This is a genomic window from Methanosarcina spelaei, from assembly GCF_002287235.1.
Classification (GTDB): Archaea; Halobacteriota; Methanosarcinia; order Methanosarcinales; family Methanosarcinaceae; genus Methanosarcina; species Methanosarcina spelaei.
The window spans coordinates 21,143-28,606 of sequence record NZ_LMVP01000490.1; the positions used below are offsets into that span (position 1 = coordinate 21,143).

Here is a 7,464-nt window from a genome sequence, read left to right on the forward strand (position 1 = left end):
TAGAAGAGATTGTGCAAATTCCGGTATACTCTTTTATGATGAGGTTTATGCTTCCGCATAGCCTTGATAATTGCTTTAGTATTTCACTCTTTCTTATTCCCAAGTTCGCGAGTTAGAATCTTGTATTGAAGATTCAGTAATTAATTTTTTCTTTTTTTTGCCAGTAGCCGCCCGATATCTGCTCACTTTGTGAGCATGCGGGCGTGGAGAGAAGTTTTTAGATAAATTTTAAAAAGAGATTTGATAACTCCTTCAGAGTAAATAAGGCGCTGCGGGGTCTTTACACCTAAAACTCTCCTATTTTTCACCGTTGAAACTATTAGCGTTATATCCGTGTATGACAGACTAAACAAATGTTTTTGCAATAAAAGTTTAATTTCAAGACCCTCTCTAAACTGGTTTACGATAACAGTTTATTACTAATATACTCAGAGTTATGAATAAATACGGAAAGATAGATTCCCATATAGATGCAAAACTTGCACTTATAATAAAAAAAATAGGATTGGTAAACCAGAAATTATTACACCATGATTTGGTATAGGGATTGAAAAACCATGAACTATTATAAATATTGTACAAATTATATAAGAATAGCGGGATAAACAAAGCAAAAAACAATTTTAAGTAACTCGATTTACTCATACAGTGTCTTTCTTTTCTTGTCATCCTACAGTGTAAATATAAACCAAATAATACAAATAATGCTACAATGACAATGTAAACAACCGGTATCCCATATAATGTTACAACATGACTCGAAACTACTACTGCTTTTCCTACTACTGCTTCTCCCGTACCAGAGCCAATGATTGCACTTTCATTGTTCACGTTTCTATATATGTTTTAAAAAGTTAAAAGATTTTTTGTTTCACCCAGCACCCTTAGACTTGATAAACCTTATTTTATCTCCAGTGGAGAAGTGAGATTTAGAAATCCGTAATCATCGTCTGTCTATGATCCCTCTCCCTCAGTCTTGAAACCGTCAGTTGAGCTGATAGCTATCGAATATGTCCGCAGCAGTAACCATCTTATTGCCTGGTTGAGGATTTGATCAATCCTATTACATGTTCTCTTATGGGAACAACATGAATCAGAAAACTATAGAATTTATCAAAGAGGCAAATAGTCAGACTAAACATCCAGTACTGCATAATAAGAGGTAACGGGGGATTATGATTATGGCAGTCAATGAGAAAGAAATGAGGATTAAGATAATCAAAGACGGACCGTACCGCGTTACAGGTGGAGTGCCGCTTTTAGAACAGGTAATTGTCACCGATGACGACGGCCACACCAGAGGATTAATTGATATAAAGGAATACCCTCGGCGTGAGGCCTATATTTTATGCCGCTGTGGCTCATCCGAAAACAAGCCCTTCTGTGATGGGACCCACAGCAAGGTCGGTTTTGACGGTAGTGAAACAGCCAGCAGAAAGCCTTACCTGGAAAAAGCGGAAACGTTTGAAGGTCCTGATCTAAAACTCACCGATGTCCACGAGCTCTGCGATCATTCCCGTTTCTGCCAGCGGTCTGGAGGAATCAGGAATCTCGTACAAAAATCAGATGACCCGGAAGCCCGGCAAACTGCCATAGAGGAAGCTATGATCTGCCCTTCGGGTCGGCTGGTCCTCTGGGACAAGAAGACAGGCAAACCCTTTGAAAAAGAATTTGAACCATCTATTGTACTGGTTCACGACAAACAAAAAGGTTGTGAAGGCCCTCTCTGGGTTCGAGGCGGTATCCCCATTGAATCTGCAGATGGCAGCATGTACGAGTCCCGGAACAGAGTAACCCTCTGCCGCTGCGGGAAGTCAGAGAACAAGCCCTACTGTGACGGCAGCCACTGGATGAACAGCCAGCAGAAGCTCGAGTTCAGGAAGAAGTGGGGCCTGGAATGAGTAAATTCGTTAGTTCATAGAGGTTGTTAACTTGCGGAAATAGTAATTTTGCATAACAATCAGGCAATCCAAAATCCAAAATGAAAGCAATCAATGCTCGCATACATCAGAAACACTTGAATATCCTCATAGACCAGGCCGGGATAGTTCCGGAGGATCTCCGACTCAGTCCTCATGAGACAGCAGGTCGATAATAAACATAATAAATTATACTGCATGGAGTGCACTTTTAATAATGGGCTTGCCTGTAAGGACTGAGGGGTCAGTAACGATATTTTCTCTCCAGTTCGTAGACCTCTCCAATGCTTTTTGATACACAAACTGAACGAATTGAGAATTTCCAAACTGCCGACTGTATTTTTTCTTTTTTTTGCAGGTAACCACCCGATATCTGCTCACTTTATGAGCATGCGGGCGTGGAGGGAAGTTTTCAGATGAATTTTAAAAAGAAATTTGATAACTATTTCAGAGTCAGTTATCTAAAATTTAGGGGGTGAAAGTGATTCTACGTTATTATGATATATCGAAAACTTTTCTACCAATCCGGACGATGCTTGCACCTTCTTCTATTGCTATTTGATAATCGTCTGTCATTCCCATTGAGAGATGTTGAATATGTTTTTCTAAATGCTTCTCTGCTTTGTCTTTTAATTCTTTTAATTCTTTGAAATATTTCCTTGAATCTTCGGGGTCTTCATTTTTTGGAGGGATTGTCATCAGGCCTTCAAAACTTAAGTATTCGAGGGTTGATATTTGGTCTAGAAGCTCTAAGAAGTCGTCGGGATCTAATCCGGTATGTTTTTTTTCGTCTGACTTCACTTGTATGAGGATTTTCTGGATCCGTTTTTTTTCTTTTGCTGCATTGTTTATCTTTTCTGCAAGTTCGTATGAATCAACACTTTCTATCAAGTAGGGATTCAGGTTTACTACTTTTTTTACCTTGTTTAACTGAAGTGTGCCGATGAAGTGGGTTTTTATCTCAGGTGGAAGATATGGGGCCAAATCTTTCATCTGTTGATAATGGTTGAAACCGATGTCTGTAACACCTGCTTTTATGGCTTCTTCGATTTGTGTTTTTGATGCATATTTTACTGCGGCGACAAGTGTTACATCAGAAGGTATCGTTTTTAAAAGTTCTTTTACATTGTCTTCGATCATATGTTATCATTCTATGGTCATCATTTCTATGCAGAGATTTTCAGTACTTTGTCTCTTTTATGATAAGTATTTCTGGTACGAAGTTTTCGGCCTTTTATCAGAGCACTCAAAATGGCTCTATCAAGTCTTCGGAGATGAGAAGACATCTTCGATATAGACCTGATTATAACTCCCGACAACTTGACATGACCTCATCTTACTCTTTAATATCATCACGAAAAGTGTCAGCACACTTCTGGTTCCAGCTTCCGTACTTCTTTTTCTGGTACTCACTTCCCCATTCGTTTAACGCTATAAGAATGGGAAAGACCGAGCGACCGTCATCAGTAATACTATAATCGACTCTTGGCGGGACCTCGGGATAGACAGTCCGTTCGATCATTCCGTCGGCAACCAGCTCACGGAGCTGTTTTGTCAGCATCATCTGGGTGATCTCCGGTATTTTCTTCTGGATCCCAGAGAACCTAACCGGTCCGTCTTTGAGGAACCAGAGGATTACTGGCTTCCACTTTCCGCCAATAACGGAGAGCGAAATCTGGATCGGACATTTTCCTACAGGAGAAGATCTTTGCATAAGCAATAGTATCATTTATAATAGTATATACGATTTCGCAAACTGCTCATTTTTTAATACTATAGCACTTACGGTCTTTTACCTGCACTGAAGTGGCCCGGACAAGAAAAATGGGCAAAAAGGTAGAAGTATCATGGACACGAATCACGTATATCGCGTGGGCGAGGTCACAGTTACCCGTGTACCCGAACTTATTCTCGATTCAAACACTCCTGAATATCTGTATCCCCAATGGGACCCTTCATTCATTCAGGAGCATGAAAAATGGCTGGTTCCCGAAAATATGGACAGGGCCCGTACGCATGTCTTCCAGTATATCCATACGTGGGTGCTACGGACAAAGCAACATACGATTCTTATTGACACGGGGGCGGGAAACGACAAGGAACGTATCTGGATACCCCGGTTAAACAGGTTGAAATCCCCCTACCTGAAACGGCTCAAAGCCGCAGGTGTGACTCCGGCAATGGTAGATTATGTTATCCTAACACACCTTCACGTGGATCACGTTGGATGGAATACACAGCTTGTTGATGGTGCATGGGAACCGACCTTCCCCAATGCAACGTATGTCTTCTCAAAATCCGAGCAGAAGCATTATTCCGACCCGGAAAACTACACGGTGAATAACCGCGTCAAATTCATTATCTACGAAGACAGCGTCCGACCGGTGGTCCAGGCAGGACAGGCCGAAATCATTGAACCGGATGGGGCGGAGTTTCTTGAGGGAATCTCCTTATATCCGGTACCCGGGCATAGCATTGGCCAGATGGCAGTTTGCCTTACTTCCGGCGGAGAAGAAGCTCTTTTTGGTGGGGATGTCATGCACCATCCCATACAGGTATACCGCCCTGAATGGAACTCGGTGTACTGTGAAGATGCACCGCAGGCACGTGTTTCCAGGAGGTGGGCACTGGACTATCTTGCGGACCGGCATGCCCTGTTTTTCAGTTCACATTTCGCAGAGACCTCCGTGGGGCGCGTAACCCGTACGGGCGACCACTTTGTGTGGCAGTTCTGCTGACAGTGCAGGAGTTTCTGTTGCATTGTCATGACTTAATAAATTTCCTTCGTTGTGATCTATGCAGTTGATATTTTAGACATGCCGAGATTGCAATAGAACAGAAAAAAGAGTTAGATAAAGAGTAATTTTGTAAAAAGAGGTTACTAAATGAGTCTTATTTCGTTTGACGTGGAAAAGTGTACAGCTTGTGGAATCTGTTCTATGACTTGTCCTATAAATATAATCATGCCTGGAGAAAAAGGAGCTCCGTCCTTACCTATCGAATATGAGGCATTTTGCACTCATTGTGGGCACTGTGAAGCTATTTGTCCGACTAATGCAATTATGGTAAGTTATCAGTCATTTCCTCCTGAAGATGATAATGCTAGCATTGAGCAAACTAACCCTGAACAACTTAAAAAATATATTCAAAGCAGACGCTCGATAAGGGTTTTCAAAGATAAGTCTGTTGAGAAAGAGAAAATCAAAGATCTTTTTGAAGCCGTCCGCTTTGCTCCGTCTGGCATGAATGGACAACCTGTTAAGTGGCTTGTTGTAACCGATTCATCAGAAATTAAAAAATTTGCAGATCTTACTATCGATTGGATGAGAATGATGGCAGAAAAAGACGCAGACCATCCTCTTAAGCGTTATTTCCCTGTTCTTGTTGCTCTCGCTGATGCAGGCTTTGACCCCATTTGTAGAAATTCACCGGGACTTGTCTATGCTTACTCGGAAAATGCCTCTGGATACACTGACAGTATTATAGCCCTGACAACTTTTGATCTCATTGCTCCTTCTTTTGGTCTTGGAACTTGTTGGGTAGGACTACTGCATAGAGCAGCAGTTGAATATCAGCCATTAAAAGAGGCTCTTGGGATTCCTGCAGGGTTTGTTTTGCAATTTCCAATGCTTTTTGGGTACCCAAAATATAAATATAGAAAAATACCAGGTAGAAAAAAAGCGGATATTTTGTGGAGATAACCGTAATCAAAGTTATTTTGGTTCTATGCTATTTTATGGGTTTTGTTGTAAAAGATGCATTTTAAATTGATTTTAAATATAGTTTAAATGCATTTTAATATATTTTTATCATTGGTTATGACGGATAAGTGGCATAAAGATGTCGTCAACGATCTCATGGATGATTTTATCGGATACAGGCTCATGAGTAGTAAGTAGCTCATATCGTAATAAATCTAAAGGTAATGATATAATCCGTAAACTTATTTTTTCAAGTTTGACCTCTCCTCGCATCTCAGCGTTTTTCAGAATCGTTATCATTGCTGTTATTAATTTATCTTCTTCTTTCGGGGGTATTATTTGTGGAATTGAAATGAGTTTATCTTTCCCAAAATCTACTATGAGACCATGTATGGTTTCGGCACCAATAATTTGCAGAGGTTTTGCTATTCCATGAAGGAAGGAAAATACATCATTACGCAGATCGCCGGTATCCGGTACTTCTTTTGGTAAAAGTGGAAGTGGAGGTACAAATTTATGTAAAACTGACAAAATTAGTGTTGGTTTATTAGCCCAACGACGATAAACAACTGCTTTATTAGTTTTTGCCCGTGTAGCTACTCCCTCCATTGTAAGATGGCTGTAACCTACATCACAAAGCTCTTTCCATGCAGCTTCAAGTATGGCATCTTCAAGTATTTTTCCACGGCGCCGTGTTCCTTTGCAGGTATTTTTATCACTTTCGGACTGATCGGACTGTAAATGATGGTCATTATTATCCATGCTCACCAATATCTTCCGTAAAAAAGTTTTATGATAATATTGTGTTTTCTTAGGTCTATTAAGATCTGTTATGTCATAGAACTTATATCTTGATCAGGTTACATTACATAGTATATATAAATTCTATACAGATATATTGTTCCTGGTGGAATTAACTATAAAATAGAACAAGGTTACTTATGTTTCTTGCCGGATTGATAAAAAAATAATGACGAAATTTGTTTACAAGCCTGCTGAAAATTAATAATCCAATATCATTTTTATGTTTCCTACTTTCAAATCTTTGCCTTTATATTCTGAATATTTTCCTGAAATAAAACATTATTATCCAGGCTCAGAGCATTAAGTTCAATTACAATTTCATTTAAAGAATGTATAAAATCGGCTCTTATCCTGAAAATTAGCTCTTTTGGTTGAACAGCGCAAAAAAAGGTAGGTTTACCTTCAATTATTTGCACATACCCTTTTTTCTTCATTCCTCTGAGTGTTCTATAAATTTTAGACCTGGGAACTCCAGAATTTCTAGCAATCTCACTTGCCTTAGCCTGCTTAAGAAAGATAAGAGTTGAATATATCTTTACTTCATTGCTTGTGAAACCCAGCTTTTGAAGGTTTTCTATAAACGTAAGAAGCATCTCAATTTCCTCCTTTCACCTTCATTATCCGGTTGAATCTTTCTGAGCTTTTATCTGCACGGTTGAATCCGGTCCTGTTACTGGCTCATTTTTACGTGTTGACAATAATAGAGAAGGAACGAGTGTAATTATTGTAAAAACAATCAACCACCAAAAGGCTACATTGTATGCACCTGCAACAGTTTGAGTACCGGATACTGAGCTATAAGAAAGTTGCTGCTCGACGATTGTTGCAAGAATAGCCGATCCAAAAGCTCCCCCGATTGTCAGTAAAATCCTCGTTGCTACACTGGCATGAGGAATTTGATCTCTATTTAATCCAATATATGCGGAGGCCATTATTGGAATTAACAAACCTCCCAGACCTGCTCCTCTTAGAAGCAGTGCAGCTATTAATTAACTTCAGTACTTCGCTAAAAAATCTCTTCCTCATGTATTCTCCCCATC

9 protein-coding genes are annotated in these 7,464 nt (G+C 39.8%); 3 read left to right on the forward strand and 6 right to left on the reverse strand.

The window, feature by feature from the left end; genetic code table 11:
- Positions 1–1,181 precede the first annotated feature (1,181 nt).
- On the forward strand, positions 1,182–1,901 hold the full coding sequence (locus ASJ81_RS16980; RefSeq protein WP_245860244.1) for a CDGSH iron-sulfur domain-containing protein: 720 nt from the start codon (positions 1,182–1,184) through the stop codon (positions 1,899–1,901).
- A gap of 207 nt (positions 1,902–2,108) precedes the next feature.
- Here the strand turns inward: ASJ81_RS16980 and ASJ81_RS23380 are convergent, their stop codons facing one another.
- The 3 genes from ASJ81_RS23380 to ASJ81_RS16990 form a co-directional block, all read right to left on the reverse strand.
- Positions 2,109–2,300: a hypothetical protein gene (locus tag ASJ81_RS23380; protein WP_212556104.1), complete on the reverse strand. Its 192-nt coding sequence runs from the start codon at positions 2,298–2,300 to the stop codon at positions 2,109–2,111.
- A gap of 114 nt (positions 2,301–2,414) precedes the next feature.
- Positions 2,415–3,059: a YggS family pyridoxal phosphate-dependent enzyme gene (locus ASJ81_RS16985; RefSeq protein ID WP_095645393.1), complete on the reverse strand. Its 645-nt coding sequence runs from the start codon at positions 3,057–3,059 to the stop codon at positions 2,415–2,417.
- 196 nt (positions 3,060–3,255) lie between these two features.
- Complete coding sequence (locus tag ASJ81_RS16990) at positions 3,256–3,633, reverse strand: winged helix-turn-helix transcriptional regulator (protein WP_095645399.1); 378 nt, start codon at positions 3,631–3,633, stop codon at positions 3,256–3,258.
- A 328-nt stretch (positions 3,634–3,961) separates the two neighbouring features.
- Here ASJ81_RS16990 and ASJ81_RS16995 point away from each other — a divergent pair, with 328 nt between their 5' ends.
- Entirely contained in the window at positions 3,962–4,657 is a 696-nt protein-coding gene (locus ASJ81_RS16995) for an MBL fold metallo-hydrolase (protein WP_245860245.1), read from the forward strand.
- A 147-nt stretch (positions 4,658–4,804) separates the two neighbouring features.
- Positions 4,805–5,620 carry a nitroreductase family protein gene (locus tag ASJ81_RS17000; RefSeq protein WP_095645395.1) on the forward strand — a complete coding sequence of 272 codons (816 nt, stop codon included), beginning with the start codon at positions 4,805–4,807 and terminating at the stop codon, positions 5,618–5,620.
- A gap of 108 nt (positions 5,621–5,728) precedes the next feature.
- Here ASJ81_RS17000 and ASJ81_RS17005 read toward each other — a convergent pair whose 3' ends face one another.
- From ASJ81_RS17005 to ASJ81_RS17015, 3 genes are all read right to left on the reverse strand, one after another.
- The gene (locus tag ASJ81_RS17005) at positions 5,729–6,382 is read right to left on the reverse strand and encodes a TetR/AcrR family transcriptional regulator (protein WP_095645396.1); all 654 of its coding nucleotides are present in this window, start codon (positions 6,380–6,382) and stop codon (positions 5,729–5,731) included.
- A 275-nt stretch (positions 6,383–6,657) separates the two neighbouring features.
- The gene (locus ASJ81_RS17010) at positions 6,658–7,017 is read right to left on the reverse strand and encodes a TrmB family transcriptional regulator (protein WP_095645397.1); all 360 of its coding nucleotides are present in this window, start codon (positions 7,015–7,017) and stop codon (positions 6,658–6,660) included.
- Between the two features lie 24 nt (positions 7,018–7,041).
- Positions 7,042–7,371 carry a multidrug efflux MFS transporter gene (locus ASJ81_RS17015; RefSeq protein ID WP_141241788.1) on the reverse strand — a complete coding sequence of 110 codons (330 nt, stop codon included), beginning with the start codon at positions 7,369–7,371 and terminating at the stop codon, positions 7,042–7,044.
- Between the last annotated feature and the right edge of the window lie 93 nt (positions 7,372–7,464).

Bases quoted from the DNA above. Each gene is read 5' to 3' on its own strand.
- ASJ81_RS17010 (WP_095645397.1), bottom strand. From the start codon at position 7,017: ATGCTTCTTACGTTTATAGAAAACCTTCAAAAGCTGGGTTTCACAAGC.
- ASJ81_RS17000 (WP_095645395.1), top strand. From the start codon at position 4,805: ATGAGTCTTATTTCGTTTGACGTGGAAAAGTGTACAGCTTGTGGAATC.
- ASJ81_RS16980 (WP_245860244.1), top strand. From the start codon at position 1,182: ATGGCAGTCAATGAGAAAGAAATGAGGATTAAGATAATCAAAGACGGA.
- ASJ81_RS16985 (WP_095645393.1), bottom strand. From the start codon at position 3,059: ATGATCGAAGACAATGTAAAAGAACTTTTAAAAACGATACCTTCTGAT.
- ASJ81_RS17005 (WP_095645396.1), bottom strand. From the start codon at position 6,382: ATGGATAATAATGACCATCATTTACAGTCCGATCAGTCCGAAAGTGAT.
- ASJ81_RS16990 (WP_095645399.1), bottom strand. From the start codon at position 3,633: ATGCAAAGATCTTCTCCTGTAGGAAAATGTCCGATCCAGATTTCGCTC.